This is a genomic window from Streptomyces sp. NPDC028635 (genome assembly GCF_040637635.1).
Taxonomy (GTDB): Bacteria; Actinomycetota; Actinomycetes; order Streptomycetales; family Streptomycetaceae; genus Streptomyces.
Map to the genome: position 1 here is coordinate 89,845 of NZ_JBEZWX010000007.1, position 15,538 is coordinate 105,382.

Consider the following 15,538-nt stretch of genomic DNA (forward strand, 5'->3'; position numbering starts at 1 on the left):
TCCGCTCGGCGCGGCGCGACGGGACGGTGCGATGGGGAAGGCGGCGGTACGGCGGCGGGGCGCGGGTGGTGCCGGAGGGCGCCGGGACCGCCCTCCGCGAGGACGTTCTCCGCAAAGACGCCCTCCGTAAGGACAAAACGGACGCTCGGGGGGTGACAGTACAGGGCGAGGCCGACGGCGTCACGGCCGCGGCTCCGTGTCCCGGCGTTCATCGCCCCTCTTCGTTCATCGGCTCTCTTCGATCATCGGCCCTCTTCGTACATCGCCTCTCCTCGCACATCGGCCCCCTTCGTTCATTGGCTCTCTTTGTGTCCCGTGACGAACGGGTCTCCCTCGGCGCAGCTGTCGTGGACCCGGCGCAGCAGCTCCCCCAGCACCGAACCCGGCAGGGCGGCGACGTCGTCGGGCGAGAGCGCGGCGATGTCCAGGACGACGGACTCCACGTCGCCCGCCACGCCGTCGCCGTCCGCGGCGCGCACCTCGGCGGGGGCGGTGCCCTCGGCTGCTTCCACGGGGTCACTCCCTGGGTCTCGTGGCCGGGCCTCCCGGGCCGCCGAGCGGCCGCGGGGACGCGGGGCCGCGCCGGCATCCGTCGTTTCAGCGTAACGCCGGGCCCCCGGCGGCGGCAGCGTCCGGACGGCATCGGTACGGGCAACTGCCCGCCCTCCCACCTGCGTTGTCTCATTAGCGATGTTGACGGTGTGTCGAGAACCCCCGAATACTGGTCGGCATACGGGCCGGACGGGCTGGGCCTGACGCCCGTAGCGGGCGGGCCCGTGGCGAGGCCGTCGGGGGGAAGCGGATGAGTCGACCGCCACTGCGCCACGCCGAGCCGCCGTGGCCCACCGCAGCCGACGTGGCGGCGCGGCGGGCGGCCGGCTGGCAGCCGTATCCGCTGGACTCGTTCGTCCTGAAGGTGCACAGCCGCTGCGATCTGGCGTGCGACTACTGCTACATGTACCGGGCGCAGGACACCGGTTGGCGCCGCCAGCCGCGCACCATGGCACCGGCCACGGTGGAGCGCACCGCGCACCGCATCGCCGAACACCTCGCCGCGCACGGCACCCGCGAGGCGGGCGTGGTGCTGCACGGCGGCGAGCCGCTGCTGGCCGGCGACCGCGCGCTCGCCGACACGGTGCGCAGGCTGCGCGCGGCCGTCGGCGACGGCGTGCGGCTGCACGTGTCGGTGCAGACCAACGGAGTCCGGCTGACCCCGCAACGGCTCGACCTCTTCGGCGCGTTGGGGCTGCGGGTCGGGGTCAGCACGGACGGCGGCCGCGCGGCCCACGACCGGCACCGGCGCGGCGCGGACGGCCGCGGCAGCCACGCCCGGGTGAGCGCGGCGCTGCGGCTGCTCGCGAGCGGGCCCTACCGCCCCCTGTTCGCCGGGCTGCTGTGCACAATCGACCTGGCGAACGACCCGGTACGCACGTACGAGGAGCTGTTGGCGTACGCCCCGCCGGTCGTCGACTTCCTGCTGCCGCTGGGCACCTGGCACGGCCCGCCGCCCGGTGTGGACCTGACCGGACGGCGCACCCCGTACGCCGACTGGCTGTGGGCCGTCTTCGAGCGCTGGTACGGCACGCCGGTGAAGGAGACGGCCGTGCGGCTGCTGGACGACCTGATGGCGCTGCTGCTCGGCGCCCCGGCGCGCACCGAGTCGCTGGGCCTGTCCCCGGTGCGCTACGCGGTGGTGGAGACGGACGGCGCCCTCGCACAGGACGACGCGCTGCGCACGGCGTACGACGGGGCGGCGCGGACCGGACTGGACGTGTGGCGGCACTCCTTCGACACGCTGCTCGGCCACCCGGGGATCGCGGCGCGCCAGTGGGGCGCCGACGGACTGTGCGCGCACTGCCGCGCCTGCGCCCTGCACCGCGTCTGCGGCGGAGGCCACTTCGCGACCCGCTACCGCCGCCCCACAGGCTTCGCCAACCCGAGCGTGTACTGCGCCGACCTCGCCGAACTGATCCGACGGGTACGGCGGCGGCTCGCAGCGGACCTGCCGGGCGCGGCCCGGCGGGGCGAACCGCCCGCCGTCGACGGCACCGACCGCCCCGCGCGCCCGGTCCCCGTCCTCGACCGCGGTGACGACAGCCCGACGCCGATGACCGCGGAGGTGGGATGACGCCGTCGCCGTACCGGATGCCGGGCGCGCTGTTCGACGCGGTCGCCGCGGGCGGCGGCGGGGCCGAGGCGCTGCGGCTGCTGGCCCGCGCCGAGCACAGCCGGCGCCTGGCCTGCGCGTGGGCCGTGGCGGACGCGGCGGGACGCACCGGCGGCCGGGTCGCGCAGGAGGCCGCGCACGCCTGGGAACTGCTCACCGCGGCGGCGCACACCGCGCCGGACGCGGCGGCGGCCGTCCTGACGCACCCGACCGCCGGGCCGGCGCTGTTCGAGGTGCTGTCCCGGCTGACGCGGCCGCGACCGGGGGCGCGAGGAAACGAGGAGCCGCTGATGGCCCGGTTCACGGCGCTGGCCGCGGCCGCGGCGGTGCGCGCGGGAGTGCCGGGGCGTACGGCGTTGCCGGTGGACGGGGCGTGGGTGGCGCTGCCCTCGCTGGGCCGGGCCCGGTTCCCGGGGGCGCGCGCCGGCGACCGGGCCGAGGTGCGCACCGGCGCAGAGGGCCGCGCGCGGATCGTGCTGTGTGCGGCGGACGGCACCGAGGACGCGGTGCCGGTGCCCCCGGCGCCGTACCGGGGCAGCGGCCGCTGGCACGGGCCGCATCCGCTGGTCACGCTGGAGGGCGGGGTGCCGCTGCTGCTGGACGTGGTGGACCGGCCGTCGTTCCCGCACGCCGCGGACCTCCCCGACGGCATCGGGCCGCGCGAGGCCCGGGCGTGGGCGGCCGTGGCTCGGGAGGCGTGCGCGCTGCTGCGCGCCGACCATCCGGAGGTGTACGAGGAGCTGGCGGCGGGCGAGCGCCTGCTGGTGCCGCTGGCCCGGCCGGGGCCCGGAATCGTCAGCGGCAGCAGCGCGGAGACCTTCGGCTGTGTGGCGCTGTCCCTGCCGCGGACGGCGGCGGGGTTCGCGGTGACCGTGGCGCACGAGATGCAACACAACAAGTTCGCGGCGCTGCTGCACCTGTTCGACCTGTTCCGTCCGGGCGGCCCGGAGCGCTTCTACGCCCCCTGGCGTCCCGACCCGCGCCCGCTGCTGGGGCTGTTCCACGGGGCGTACGCGCATCTGGGCGTGGCTCGCTTCTGGGGCCGCCGCCGGGAGCGGGAGCCCGATCCGCGGGCTCGCTTCGAGGCCCACGTGCAGTTCGCCCGCTGGCGGCTGGCGGCCCGCGAGGCCACGCTCGTGCTGCTCGCGTCGGACCGCCTGACACCCCTGGGCCGCCGCTTCGCCGACCGCATGCTCGCCACCCTGGACACCCTGTGCCGCCTGCCGGTCCCGCCGGCGGCACTCCACCGCGCGGAATCCGCGGCCCGAGCCCACCGCGACGCCTGGCACGACCGGCACGGGGGGAGGGAGGGGGAGCGGATGCTGTCGGCGTGAGGGTGGGAGCGGGCGCCAAAGAAGAAGACCCCTGCGATGCAGGGGTCTCACTGGTGTCCGAGGGGGGACTTGAACCCCCACGCCCGATAAAGGGCACTAGCACCTCAAGCTAGCGCGTCTGCCATTCCGCCACCCGGACAAGGTGTCTGCCGCTCGGCGGGGGTCATCCCCGCGGCGACGAGGACAACCATACCAAGGTTTCGCAGTGCCTTTCACCTGCGTATCCGCGGCTGCCGACCGGAGCGGAGGGGGGTCACGTGGCGTGCTCGGGCGGTCACGCGGTCGGTGACGCGGGCAGGCGGGGGCTCGATCGGGGCCGCCGCCGTCGGGCCGTCCGGCGGCGCGAGGAAACGCCGCCGGACGGCCCGATGAGCCCCCGGGCCCGCCGTGCGTCACGGCATCAGCCGGTACCCCGGGAAGTTCCCCGGCAGCCGCTCCCCCGGTGGGCCCTGGGTCACCGCGCCGACCAGTAGGTCGCCGCCGACGAAGGCGCCCCGCCAGGACGCGCCGAAGCCGCCGAACAGCTCGTCGCGGTCCCCCCGGGAGCGGGGCACGCCGTGGCCGGTCTTGAACGCGCGGATCTGCGGGGCCAGCCGGTCGAAGGTGGCCCGGTCGTCGGTGGACAGGGTGGCCACCAGCGCGCCGTTCGAGGCGTTCATCGCGGCCAGCAGTTCGGCCTCGGTGTCGACCAGGACGATCGTGTCGACGGGGCCGAAGGGTTCGGCGTGGTGGAGGGGGGAGGAAGGGGGCGGCCCCAGAAGCGTGACCGGGGGGACGTATGCCGACGTGTCCTGGCCGGGCAGGAGGCGGGCGTTCTCCAGGCTGCCGCGGTGGAGCGGCACCGCACCCCGGTCGACGGCGTGGGCGACCTGGTCGGTCAGCTCCTTGGCCTTGGCGGCGTTGATCAGCGGCCCGAAGTCCAGCGCGGGGAAGGGGTCGCCGGGGTGTTCGACGGCCAGCGGGTGACCGAAGCGCAGGGCGCGCACCGCCGGCAGGTACACCGTCAGGAACGCGTCGAACAGCGTGCGCTGGACGACGAAGCGCGGGTAGGCGGTGCAGCGCTGCTTGCCGTAGTCGAAGAGCTTCGGCAGGGCGGCCGCCAGCGCGGCGAAGTCCGAGCACTCCCAGACTCCCCAGGTGTTCAGTCCCTCCTGTTCCAGGATGTGCCGCTTGCCCAGGTCGGCGACGGCGGTGGCGACCGCGGCGCCGGTGTCGCGGCCGCCGACGAAGGAGACGCAGCCGATCTCCGGGGCCCGCAGGAGCGCCTCGGACAGCTCGCCTCCGCTGCCGCTGACCAGCGTGACGGGGACGCCCTCGCGGGCGGCGAGCGCGCAGGCCAGGGTCAGGCAGGCGACCCCGCCGTCCGTCGGGGTCTTGGCGACGACCGCGTTGCCCGCCAGGGCCTGCACGAGGAGCGCGTGCACGAGCACGCTCATCGGGTAGTTCCAGCTCGCGATGTTGGACACCGGGCCGTCGAGCGGGGTCCGGCCGGCCAGCATCGGTGCGATGCCGTCGGCGTACCAGCGCACTCCGTCGATCGCCCGGTCCACGTCCGCCCGCGCCGCCGCCCAGGGTTTGCCGATCTCCCGGACGAGCAGCAGGGCGAGCAGGTCGCGGTGGGCGACGAGGGCGTCCAGGGTGGCCGCTACGCGGGCGCGCCGTTCGGCGAGCGGGACGTGCCGCCAGGCGCGGTGCTGGTCGAGGGCGGCGCGGACCGCACGGCGGGCGGTGTCGCCGTCGAGCCGGGGCGGGCCGGCGACGGGCGTGCCGTCGACGGGGCTGGTGGCGGGCAGCACCCGGCCGTCGGCGTGCCAGCGGGCGTCCCAGAGGTTGAGCACGCGGTCGTCGCGGAAGGCCTCCGGTGCGGCGGCGAGACAGCGCTGCCAGGCGGCGGCCCACGAGGTGCCGGCCTTCAGGGTCAGGGGCGGCGCGGGTTTCTTGGGTGTCAGGGTCATGACCGTCCCCCTCACCGGTCGGAGCCGAGCGTGGAGCCGTGCGCGGAATCGAGCGCGGACAGCACCAGTCGTGCCGTGCGGGCCGGGGTGTCGCCGACGCGCACCCCGGCCGCTTCCAGCGCCTGCTTCTTGGCCGCGGCCGTACCCGACGAGCCGGAGACGATCGCGCCCGCGTGGCCCATGGTCCGGCCCTCGGGAGCGGTGAAGCCGGCGACGTAGCCGACGACCGGTTTGGTGACGTGGTCGCGGATGTAGGCGGCCGCCCGCTCCTCCGCGTCGCCGCCGATCTCCCCGATAAGGACGATCAGATCGGTGTCGGGGTCCGCCTGGAAGGCGGCGAGGCAGTCGATGTGCGTGGTGCCGGCGACCGGGTCGCCGCCGATGCCGACGCAGGTGGAGAAGCCGATGTCGCGCAGTTCGTGCATGAGCTGATAGGTGAGGGTGCCGGACTTGGAGACCAGGCCGATGCGGCCCGGCTTGGCGATGTCGGCGGGGATGATGCCCGCGTTGGACCGGCCGGGGCTGATCAGTCCGGGGCAGTTGGGGCCGATGACCCGCGTGCCCCTGGTCTTCGCGTACGCCGTGAAGGCGACCGTGTCGTGGACCGGGATGCCCTCGGTGATGACGACGGCGAGGCCGATGCCGGCGTCCGCGGCTTCCAGGACGGCCGCCTTGGCGAAGGCGGGCGGGACGAAGACGACGGTGACGTCGGCGCCGGTCGCGGCGATGCCCTCGGCGACGGAGCCGAAGACGGGGACGGCTCGGTCGCCGAGGTCGACGGTGCGGCCCGCCTTGCGCGGGTTGACGCCGCCGACGACGTCCGTGCCGGCCGCGAGCATGCGGCGGGTGTGCTTCATGCCTTCCCCGCCGGTCATGCCCTGGACGAGGACCTTGCTGTCCTGCGTGAGGTAAATGGCCATGGCGTCCCGTCTCCTCAGGCCGTGGTGGCGAGTTCGGCGGCGCGGCGGGCGGCGCCGTCCATGGTGGGGATCTGCTGGACCAGCGGGTGGGCGCGCTCGTCCAAGAGGGCGCGCCCGCGGACCGCGTTGTTGCCGTCGAGGCGCACCACGAGTGGCTTGGCCGGCCGGACGCGGTCGACCGCTCGGAGGATGCCGTCGGCGACCGCGTCGCAGGCGGTGATGCCGCCGAAGACGTTGACGAGGACCGACTTCACGGCCGGGTCGGACACGACGACCGCCAGTGCGTCCGCCATGACCTCTGCGGACGCCCCGCCGCCGAGGTCGAGGAAGTTGGCGGGGCGGGCGCCGCAGCCGGCGACGACGTCGAGGGTCGCCATGACGAGTCCGGCGCCGTTGCCGATGACGCCGACCTCGCCGTCGAGCCTGACGTAGTTCAGGCCCTTCGCCGCGGCCGCCGCCTCCAGCGGGTCGTCATGTCCACAGTCGTCGGAACCCCGCCGCGCCTGCCGGAAGCGGGCGTTGTCGTCGAGGGTGACCTTGCCGTCGAGGGCGAGGATCTGCCCCTCGCGGGTGCGCACCAGCGGGTTGACCTCGACGAGCAGGGCGTCCTCGCGGACGAGCACCTGCCACAGCCGTACGAGGGGGTCGACGGTCTGGGGCGGCAGCCCGGCCGCCGCGGCGATCTCGGCCGCCTTCGCCGAGGTGACGCCCTCGGCCGGGTCGACGGGGATGCGTGCCACGGCCTCGGGTCGGCTCGCGGCGACCTCCTCGATGTCCGTGCCGCCCTCGGCGGAGGCGATCGCGAGGAAGCGGCCGGCCGCGCGGTCGAGGACGTAGGAGACGTAGAACTCCTCCTCGATGTCGACGGGTTCGGCCAGCATGACCGTGCGGACCGTGTGGCCCTTGATGTCCATGCCGAGGATCCGGCGTGCCGTGCGTTCGGCCGCGGCGGGGTCGTCGGCGAGCCGCACCCCGCCCGCCTTGCCGCGCCCGCCCGTCTTGACCTGGGCCTTCACCACCACACGCCCGCCGAGCCCACGGGCGATCGCGCGCGCTCGGTCGGCCGAGTCCGTGACCTTTGCCCTCGGCACCAAGATGCCGTGATCCGCGAGGAGTTGCCTTGCCTGGTGTTCGTACAGGTCCATTCCGGCTCCTGTCGTGAAAGTGCCGCACGCCCCCTGGACACCACCCACCGGATGCGGGATAACAAGGTTCATACAGTATTCGTCGACTGTATGCAATGTACGAAGCGAGCCCCTACTGAAGGGACGGGACGTCGCATGCCCGACGACAACCAGGACCTGATCTCCGGTGGTCATCTCGTCGCCAAGGCGCTCAAAGCGGAGGGTGTCGACCGCGTCTACACCCTGTGCGGCGGCCACATCATCGACATCTACGACGGCTGCGTCGACGAGGGCATAGAAGTCGTCGACGTCCGGCACGAACAGGTCGCCGCCCACGCCGCCGACGGCTACGCCCGCATCACCGGCAGGCCGGGCTGCGCCGTCGTCACCGCCGGACCCGGTACGACCGACGCGGTCACGGGGGTCGCGAACGCCTTCCGGGCCGAGTCACCCATGCTGCTGATCGGCGGCCAAGGGGCGCTCACCCAGCACAAGATGGGGTCCCTGCAGGACCTGCCGCACGTCGACATGATGGCACCGATCACCAAGTTCGCGGCGACCGTGCCGGACACGGCCCGCGCGGCGGACATGGTCTCGATGGCGTTCCGCGAGTGCTTCCACGGCGCGCCGGGACCGTCCTTCCTGGAGATCCCGCGCGACGTGCTCGACGCCAGGGTGCCGGCGGCGACGGCGCGGGTGCCGCGGGCAGGTGCCTACCGTGCGTCCACGCGCTCGGCCGGCGACCCCGAGGCGATCGAGAAGCTCGCCGACCTGCTGGTGCACGCCGAGAAGCCGGCCGTCCTGCTGGGCAGCCAGGTGTGGACGACCCGTGGCACCGAGGCCGCGATCGAGCTCGTGCGCACCCTGAACGTCCCCGCCTACATGAACGGCGCCGGGCGCGGCACCCTCCCGCCCGGCGACCCGCACCACTTCCAGCTCTCCCGGCGCTACGCCTTCTCGAACGCCGACGTCATCGTGATCGTCGGCACCCCCTTCGACTTCCGCATGGGCTACGGCAAGCGCCTGTCCCCCGCGGCCACGGTCGTGCAGATCGACCTCGACTACCGCACGGTCGGCAAGAACCGCGACATCGACCTGGGGATCGTCGGGGACGCCGGACTGGTGCTGAGGTCGGTCACCGAGGCGGCCTCCGGACGGGTCGACGGCGGTGCGGCGAGGCGCAAGGAGTGGCTGGACGAGCTGCGCGCCGCCGAGCAGACCGCGCTCGACAGGCGGCTGCCGCAGCTCAGGTCCGACGCCTCGCCGATCCACCCCTACCGGCTGGTCAGCGAGATCAACGACTTCCTCACCGAGGACTCGCTCTACATCGGCGACGGCGGCGACATCGTCACCTTCTCCGGCCAGGTCGTGCAGCCCAAGTCGCCCGGCCACTGGATGGACCCGGGCCCGCTCGGCACCCTCGGCGTGGGCATCCCGTTCGTGCTCGCCGCCAAGCAGGCCCGCCCGGACAAGGAGGTCGTCGCCCTCTTCGGCGACGGCGCCTTCTCCCTGACCGGCTGGGACTTCGAGACGCTGGTGCGCTACGACCTGCCGTTCGTCGGGATCGTCGGCAACAACTCCTCGATGAACCAGATCCGTTACGGCCAGGCCGCCAAGTACGGCAAGGAGCGCGAGCGGGTCGGCAACACCCTCGGCGACGTGCCGTACGACAAGTTCGCGCAGATCCTCGGCGGTCACGGCGAGGAGGTCCGCGACCCCGCCGACATCGGCCCGGCGCTGCGCCGCGCCCGTGAGTCCGGCAAGCCCTCACTGATCAACGTGTGGGTCGACCCGGACGCGTACGCCCCCGGAACCATGAACCAGACGATGTACAAGTGAGGTGAACGGCCATGACCGCCAAGGCACTTGACGGCATCCGCGTCCTCGACATGACGCACGTCCAGTCCGGGCCGTCCGCGACCCAGCTGCTCGCCTGGCTCGGCGCCGACGTGATCAAACTGGAGGCGCCCACCGGGGACATCACGCGGCGGCAGCTGCGCGACCTGCCGGACGTGGACTCCCTGTACTTCACGATGCTCAACTGCAACAAGCGGAGCATCACCCTGAACACCAAGACCGAGCGCGGCAAGGAGATCCTCACCGAGCTGATCCGCCGCGCGGATGTGATGGTGGAGAACTTCGGGCCGGGCGCGGTCGACCGGATGGGCTTCACCTGGGAGCGCATCCGGCAGATCAACCCGCGGATCGTCTACGCCTCCATCAAGGGCTTCGGCGACGGCCCGTACACGGGCTTCAAGGCGTACGAGGTCGTCGCGCAGGCCATGGGCGGGTCGATGGCCACCACCGGCTTCGAGGACGGTCCGCCGCTCGCGACCGGCGCCCAGATCGGCGACTCGGGCACCGGTGTGCACACCGTCGCCGGCATTCTCGCGGCGCTGTTCCAGCGGGAGCGCACCGGGCGCGGGCAGCGGGTCAACGTGGCCATGCAGCACGCGGTGCTCAACCTGTGCCGGGTGAAGCTGCGCGACCAGCAGCGCCTGGCGCACGGCCCGCTCGCCGAGTACCCGAACGACGACTTCGGCGACGAGGTGCCCCGCTCCGGCAACGCCTCCGGCGGCGGTCAGCCCGGCTGGGCGGTCAAGTGCGCGCCGGGCGGCCCCAACGACTACGTGTACGTCATCGTGCAGCCCGTCGGCTGGCGGCCGATGGCCGAGCTGATCGGCCGGCCCGAACTCGCCGACGATCCCGAGTGGGCGACGCCCGAGGCCCGGCTGCCGAAGCTGAACAAGATGTTCCAGCTGATCGAGGAGTGGTCCTCGACGCTGCCCAAGTGGGAGGTGCTGGAGCGGCTGAACGCGCAGGGCATCCCGTGCGGGCCGATCCTGTCCACCAGGGAGATCATCGAGGACGCCTCGCTGGTCGCCAACGAGATGATCGTGCGCGTCCCGCACCCCGAGCGGGGCGAGTTCGTCACGGTCGGCAGCCCGCTGAAGCTGTCCGACTCCCCCGTCGAGGTCACCGGCTCCCCGCTGCTCGGCGAGCACAACGCCGAGGTGTACGTCGGCGAACTGGGCCTCGGTGACGAGGAGCTGCGCCTGCTGAAGTCGGACGGGGTGATCTGAGGTGATGGCGGAGGACCGCGGACTGCGGGTGCGGGCGCTGCTGGAGCGCGTGCGGGCCGAGGGGCGCACCGCGCTGACCGCGCCCGAGGGCAAGGTGATCGCCGACGCGTACGGCATCGCCGTACCCGGTGAGGCGGTGGCGCGGGACGTGGACGAGGCGGTGGCGGCCGCGGCACGTTTCGGGGGTCCCGTGGTGATGAAGATCGTCTCGCCGGACGTCCTGCACAAGACCGACGCCGGCGGGGTCGTCGTCGGGGTGGAGGGAGCGGCGGACGTACGGGCCGCCTTCCACCGGATCGTGCACAACGCGCGGGCGTACGACGCCGGGGCCCGCATCGAGGGCGTGCAGGTGCAGGAGCTGCTGCCGCCCGGGCAGGAGGTCATCGTCGGCGCGGTGACCGATCCGACGTTCGGGAAGGTGGTGGCCTTCGGGCTCGGCGGGGTGCTGGTCGAGGTGCTCAAGGACGTGACGTTCCGGCTCGCGCCGGTCAGCGGCGACGAGGCGCTGTCCATGCTGGACTCCATCAAGGCGGCCGACGTGCTGCGCGGGGTGCGCGGGCGGGCGGGTGTCGACCGGTGGGCGCTCGCCGAGCAGATCCGCCGGGTCTCCCATCTGGTCGCGGACTTCCCGGAGATCGCCGAGGTGGACCTCAATCCGGTGATCGCCACCCCGGACGGCGCGGTCGCCGCAGACATCCGGATCATCCTCGCCGAGGAGCAGCCGGTCCCCCGGCGCACCTACACGCGCGAGGAGATCCTCACCTCGATGCGCCGGCTGATGCAGCCCTCGTCGGTCGCGGTGATCGGCGCCTCCGGCGAGCAGGGCAAGATCGGCAACGCGGTGATGCGCAACCTCGTCGACGGCGGCTTCGCCGGGGACATCCATCCGGTGAACCCCAAGGCCGATGACATTCTGGGCCGCAAGGCGTACAAGAGTGTCACGGACGTTCCCGGTGAGGTGGATGTGGCCGTCTTCGCCATCCCCGCCCGGTTCGTGGCGGGCGCCCTGGAGGAGGTGGGGCGCAAGGGCATCCCCAACGCCGTCCTCATCCCCTCCGGGTTCGCCGAGACCGGTGAACACGCGCTCCAGGCGGAGATCGTGGCGATCGCCGAGCGGTACGGCGTCCGGCTGCTGGGCCCGAACATCTACGGCTACTACTCCACCTGGCAGGACCTGTGCGCCACGTTCTGCACGCCGTACGACGTGAAGGGCGGGGTGGCGCTGACCTCGCAGTCCGGGGGGATCGGCATGGCGATCCTGGGCTTCGCCCGCACCACGAGGACGGGTGTGTCGGCGATCGTCGGGCTCGGCAACAAGTCCGACCTGGACGAGGACGATCTGCTCACCTGGTTCGGTGAGGACCCGCGCACCGAGTGCATCGCGATGCACCTGGAGGACCTCAAGGACGGGCGCGCCTTCGTGGCGGCGGCGCGGGCGACCGTGCCGAAGAAGCCGGTCGTGGTGCTCAAGGCGGGCCGTACGGCGGCCGGGGCGAAGGCGGCCGGCTCGCACACGGGGGCGCTGGCGGGCGACGACGCCGTGTACGACGACATCCTGCGGCAGGCCGGGGTGATCCGGGCGCCGGGCCTGAACGACATGCTGGAGTACGCCCGCGCGCTGCCCGTGCTGCCCGCCCCGCAGGGCGACAACGTCGTGATCATCACGGGGGCCGGGGGCAGCGGGGTGCTGCTGTCGGACGCGGTGACGGACAACGGGCTGTCGCTGATGGAGATCCCGCCCGACCTGGACGAGGCGTTCCGCCGCTTCATCCCGCCGTTCGGCGCGGCCGGCAACCCCGTCGACATCACCGGCGGCGAACCGCCGTCGACGTACGAGGCGACGATCCGGCTGGGGCTGGCGGACCCGCGCATCCACGCGCTGGTCCTGGGCTACTGGCACACCGTCGTCACCCCGCCGATGGTCTTCGCGGAGCTGACCGCGCGGGTGGTCGCCGAGTTCCGCGAGCGCGGCGTCGAGAAGCCGGTGGTGGCCTCGCTCGCCGGGGACGTCGAGGTCGAGGCGGCCTGCCAGTACCTGTTCGAGCGGGGGGTCGTGGCCTACCCGTACACGACCGAGAAGCCGGTGGCGGTGCTCGGCGCGAAGTACCGGTGGGCGCGGGCGGCGGGGCTGCTCGGGGGTGGTTCATGAGGTGAGGCAGGCGCGGGAGCGGCCGGCGGTGCGCGCCGGCCGGTCCCGGGACCCACGCGCGCACGAAAGGCAATGGACAGGGGGCGCCGGCCAGAGCTTTCGACGCAAGGGGTGTAGTCGTGAGAACCACCGATCCCCCCGCCTCCCCGGTGTGCCGGGAGGTGAGGGACCGCAGGGGCCGCGTGTACCGGGTCGGCGAGAGCGACGCCGACCTGCTGGGGTACGGCCGGATCCGGATGGCCGTCCTGTCCTGGGTGGGCATGGCGGGCGTCAGTTGTGCCGCGTACGCGTACGCCGTGGCCGGCCCCGGTGACGTACGTGTGTGGGTGCTCGCCCAGGCCGCCGTCGCCTTCCCGGCCGGGCGGCTGCGGGACGGCGGCCGGCTGCCGGCGCGGGTGGCCGTCACCGGTGGGGCGTGCGGCGTCCTGGGTGCCTGCCTGGCGCCGGCCGTCGCGCCCGGCACGGGGGCCGCGTACCTGACCGCCGGTGTGATCGGCGGCGCCGGAGCCGGGCTGGTGTGCGCGAGCTGCCTGACGCTGCCCGGCCGGTGGTATCCGGAACGGCGGGGCGGCCCGACCGGGTTCGTGGTGAGCGGGTGCGCCGTCGGCGCCGTACCGGTCCTGCTCGGTCTCGGACCGGCCGGGCTCACCGTGACGGGCGCCGGGGCGTGTCTGGTGGCGGCGGCGGCCGGGCGGCTGCTGCGGGAGCCGCCGCGCGACTGGTGGCCGCCGCATCCCCACCCGCTGCGTGTGCCGGCCGATCCCGTCGCCCGGCGCGTCCTGGCGAAGAACCCGCCCGCGGTACGCCAGCACACCCCCGGTGAGGCCGCCCGCACCCCGGCGCTGTGGCTCACCGCGCTGTGTCTGCTGGGCGTGGCCGGTGCCGTCGTTCTCGACGTGCGCCTGCTGGCACCGCTCGGTCAGGCGGCGCCCCTCGTCGCGGGCGCCGCCGCGGGCGCGGCGGCCGGGGCGCTCACCGATCTGGTCGAACGGCGCACCGCCCTGGCCGCGGCCTGTCTGCTGCTCGGTGCCGCGCAGTTCGCGCTGCCGGCCGCCGGCCGTGCGGGAGGCGCGCCGCTGGTGGCCGGCGCGGTGACCGTGGGGTTCACCGGCGCGGCGGTCCTCGCGCTGGTCACCGCGATGACGGCGGACCACTTCGGCGAGAACCACAGCGCGAGCGTCCACGGGGTGCTCGCCGCGGCGTGGCTGCTGCCCGTCCCGCTGAACTCCCCCCACCCCAGCGCCTACGTCCTGGCGGGCTGCTCGGGGCTCGCCTGCGCCGCACCGGCGCTGTTCCTCAAGGCGCCGGGCCGGCTCAGCGCCCGGCGCGTCCTCCCCAATCCCCACCCCCTCGGCGAGGAGATGGCCTCATGACGGCTGATCCGATGGCAACCAGGAACACGCCGGCCGACCCCGGCTCGGCGGAGCGCTCGTACCGCGAAGTCACCGACGCCCGGGGCCGGGTGTACCGCGTCGGCGAGACGGACCGGGACATCCTCGGCCACTCACGGAAGTTCATGGTGTACCTGCCGTGGATATCCATGATGGCCATCAGCGTCAGCGAGTACGCCTACGGCTCCGCGGAGGACACCCTGTCGGAGGCGCACGGCTGGACGCAGAGCAACACCTTCTGGATCCTGAGCGTCTGGGTGTTCTTCCAGGCCGGCATCGCCTTCCCGGCCGGCTGGCTGCGCGAGCGCGGCGTCCTCACCGCGCGGCGCGCCATGTACACCGGCGCGGGCATGTGCCTGCTCGGCTTCCTGGCGCTGTCCCACCTCGACGACGTGCTGCTCGCGATCCTCGGCTTCGGTGTGGTCGGCGGGGTGGGCTCCGGACTGATCTACGCCACCTGCATCAACATGGTCGGCAAGTGGTTCCCGGAGCGGCGCGGCGCGAAGACCGGCTTCGTCAACGGCGGCTTCGCGTACGGCTCGCTGCCCTTCATCTTCATCTTCAACTACGCCTTCGACACCGGGAACTACGACGAGGTGCTCGATCTGATCGGCGTGTACGTGCTGATCGTGGTGGCGGTGTGCGCGTTCTTCTTCAAGGACCCGCCGAAGAACTGGTGGCCCGCGGACATCGACCCGCTGTCGTACTCCGGCAATGCGAAGAGTGCCGTGAGCCTGGCCAAGAACCCGCCCGCGGTACGGCAGTTCACACCGAAGGAGGCGATCAGGACCGGCATGCTGCCGCTGATGTGGATCACCATCGTGATGACGGCCGGTGTGTCGATCTTCGGGATCTCCTTCCAGGTGGACTTCGCCAAGGAGGTCGGCTTCGGGCCGCTGGTCGCCGCCTCCTCCATGGGCCTGATGGCCGTCATCAACGGCGTCGGGCGTGCCGTGGTGGGCTGGCTGTCGGACCTGTGGGGCCGCAAGATCACCCTGGTGTTCGTGATCGTGATCCTGGGCCTGGCCCAGTTCGGCGTGATCTGGGCCGGTGACGTCAGAAGCGAGTGGCTGTTCCTGTTCTTCGCGTTCCTCTCCGGTTTCGGCGGCGGCGCCTTCTACCCGCTGTTCGCCGCGCTCACCCCGGACTACTTCGGCGAGAACTACAACGCCACCAACTACGGCCTGGTGTACAGCGGCAAGCTGATCAGCGGCCTGTTCGGCGGCGGCCTGGGCTCCATGGTGGTCTCGGCGTGGGGCTACGACGGGGCGTACGCGCTGGCCGGCGGGGTGTCGATGGTGGCGGCGGCGATCGCGTTGCTGCTGCGGCAGCCGGGGCGGGCGGCGACGGGCTGAGAGCGACGCCGGACACCTGAGGAGGGGCCTCCCCCGCGTCACCGGGGAGGCCCCTCCTCA

At 73.4% G+C, this 15,538-nt stretch carries 11 protein-coding genes and 1 tRNA gene; 7 read left to right on the forward strand and 5 right to left on the reverse strand.

Features of this window, described 5'->3' with window-relative positions; translation table 11 throughout:
• Window positions 1–293: 293 nt before the first annotated feature.
• Window positions 294–512, reverse strand: coding sequence for an FxSxx-COOH cyclophane-containing RiPP peptide (fxsA, locus tag AB0E88_RS10245; protein WP_361626956.1), 219 nt, complete (start codon window positions 510–512; stop codon window positions 294–296).
• Window positions 513–802: 290 nt separating this feature from the next.
• On the opposite strand from fxsA, the gene AB0E88_RS10250 reads away from it, so the two are divergent.
• Window positions 803–2,128 carry an FxsB family cyclophane-forming radical SAM/SPASM peptide maturase gene (locus AB0E88_RS10250; protein ID WP_361626959.1) on the forward strand — a complete coding sequence of 442 codons (1,326 nt, stop codon included), beginning with the start codon at window positions 803–805 and terminating at the stop codon, window positions 2,126–2,128.
• The gene (locus tag AB0E88_RS10255) at window positions 2,125–3,501 is read left to right on the forward strand and encodes an HEXXH motif-containing putative peptide modification protein (protein ID WP_361626962.1); all 1,377 of its coding nucleotides are present in this window, start codon (window positions 2,125–2,127) and stop codon (window positions 3,499–3,501) included. Before AB0E88_RS10250 ends, AB0E88_RS10255 begins: the two co-directional genes overlap by 4 nt.
• A 51-nt stretch (window positions 3,502–3,552) precedes the next feature.
• Here AB0E88_RS10255 and AB0E88_RS10260 read toward each other — a convergent pair.
• From AB0E88_RS10260 to sucC, 4 genes are all read right to left on the reverse strand, one after another.
• Window positions 3,553–3,640, reverse strand: a tRNA-Leu gene (locus AB0E88_RS10260).
• 253 nt (window positions 3,641–3,893) lie between these two features.
• The gene (locus AB0E88_RS10265) at window positions 3,894–5,456 is read right to left on the reverse strand and encodes an aldehyde dehydrogenase family protein (protein ID WP_361626965.1); all 1,563 of its coding nucleotides are present in this window, start codon (window positions 5,454–5,456) and stop codon (window positions 3,894–3,896) included.
• 11 nt (window positions 5,457–5,467) lie between these two features.
• Entirely contained in the window at window positions 5,468–6,376 is a 909-nt protein-coding gene (gene sucD / locus AB0E88_RS10270; RefSeq protein WP_361626968.1) for a succinate--CoA ligase subunit alpha, read from the reverse strand.
• 14 nt (window positions 6,377–6,390) lie between these two features.
• Complete coding sequence (gene sucC / locus AB0E88_RS10275; protein WP_361626971.1) at window positions 6,391–7,521, reverse strand: ADP-forming succinate--CoA ligase subunit beta; 1,131 nt, start codon at window positions 7,519–7,521, stop codon at window positions 6,391–6,393.
• Between the two features lie 135 nt (window positions 7,522–7,656).
• Between sucC and AB0E88_RS10280 the strand changes: the two genes are divergently transcribed.
• The 5 genes from AB0E88_RS10280 (at window position 7,657) to AB0E88_RS10300 (ending at window position 15,478) form a co-directional block, all read left to right on the forward strand.
• The gene (locus AB0E88_RS10280) at window positions 7,657–9,339 is read left to right on the forward strand and encodes a thiamine pyrophosphate-binding protein (protein WP_361626974.1); all 1,683 of its coding nucleotides are present in this window, start codon (window positions 7,657–7,659) and stop codon (window positions 9,337–9,339) included.
• Window positions 9,340–9,350: 11 nt separating this feature from the next.
• Window positions 9,351–10,583, forward strand: coding sequence for a formyl-CoA transferase (gene frc, locus AB0E88_RS10285; RefSeq protein WP_361626977.1), 1,233 nt, complete (start codon window positions 9,351–9,353; stop codon window positions 10,581–10,583).
• Between the two features lie 4 nt (window positions 10,584–10,587).
• Entirely contained in the window at window positions 10,588–12,732 is a 2,145-nt protein-coding gene (locus AB0E88_RS10290) for an acetate--CoA ligase family protein (RefSeq protein WP_361626980.1), read from the forward strand.
• 119 nt (window positions 12,733–12,851) lie between these two features.
• Window positions 12,852–14,105, forward strand: a complete 1,254-nt coding sequence (locus AB0E88_RS10295; protein ID WP_361626983.1) for an MFS transporter — start codon at window positions 12,852–12,854, stop codon at window positions 14,103–14,105.
• A complete protein-coding gene (locus tag AB0E88_RS10300) occupies window positions 14,102–15,478 on the forward strand; it encodes an OFA family MFS transporter (protein ID WP_361626986.1) in 1,377 nt (458 codons plus the stop codon). Before AB0E88_RS10295 ends, AB0E88_RS10300 begins: the two co-directional genes overlap by 4 nt.
• The last annotated feature ends 60 nt before the right edge of the window (window positions 15,479–15,538 follow it).